Genomic DNA, 842 nt, shown 5'->3' with positions numbered 1-842 from the left:
CACCTCAAACCGCCCAGCCATATCCCGCATCAACTGCGGATCAGTCATAAAACGCGAAGCCATAATCGCCTCTCCTTGCTCGCAAAACTCTGTTGTGGTTCCCTGCCGTGTTGCTTACCAACGATAATCGGCTATCAGCTGGTTGGCCCCCTTTCCGCGTTACCCGGCAGATAGCGGTCGTGGCATAACGAAGGCGCGGGGCCCCACACGGAGGACTCCATCGCCGATGCCGCGGGCGGCGGCTCCGGCGCCCGACAGTGGTACACCGCCGAGCATGTGGCCAGCACCGGTCGTTCCACTTCCGATGCTGGAGGCCATGTTCGCGGCGGGCAGGGTATTGGCGGCGGCGTTGACCGCCGGGGCGGCACCGGCCCAGCTGGCCGGCACCGACAGGCCACCGAGGCGAGTGGCGCTGGCCAGGTTGGCCGCGATCGGGGCGCTGGCCGGGGTGCCGCCCAAGGCGTTGCCCAGGGCGTTGCCCACGGTGGCGGTGACCGGGGTCAGCATCATGCCGTTGGCCCCGGTGATGCCCTTCGACGCCGCGGAGGTGGCCGGGGCGACGGTCTTCAAGAACCCGGCGCTGGAGGAGATGATGCCGGCCAGGCGGTACGGCGGCTCGAGGGTGTCGTTGAGCGCGTCGGTGGGCTTGTAGCCGTTGTACATGTCGGTGAGGGTCCCCAGCGGGTCCTTCAACGCGTCTTTGATCGGGTCGGTGATGCCGTTGGTCGCGCCCGTCTTGAGGGCGATGTCGCCGCCTTTGCCGGTGGCGTCGGTGGCCGCGGTCTGGGTCAGCGCCGCCGCCTGACGACCCGCCCCCGACGGATCGGTGTTCTGGCGCGCCG

1 protein-coding gene is annotated in these 842 nt (G+C 68.8%); it reads right to left on the bottom strand.

Translation table 11 applies throughout. The features are described 5' to 3' along the window. Positions 1-159: 159 nt before the first annotated feature. Positions 160-842 (bottom strand): PE/PPE C-terminal domain-containing protein (locus B8W67_RS20145; protein WP_207567716.1); only part of this gene is annotated, 683 nt, incomplete at its 5' end.

It is taken from the genome of Mycolicibacillus koreensis, assembly GCF_002104795.1.
Lineage (GTDB): Bacteria > Actinomycetota > Actinomycetes > Mycobacteriales > Mycobacteriaceae > Mycobacterium > Mycobacterium koreense.
This window is presented reverse-complemented; position numbering and strand designations above follow the sequence as displayed.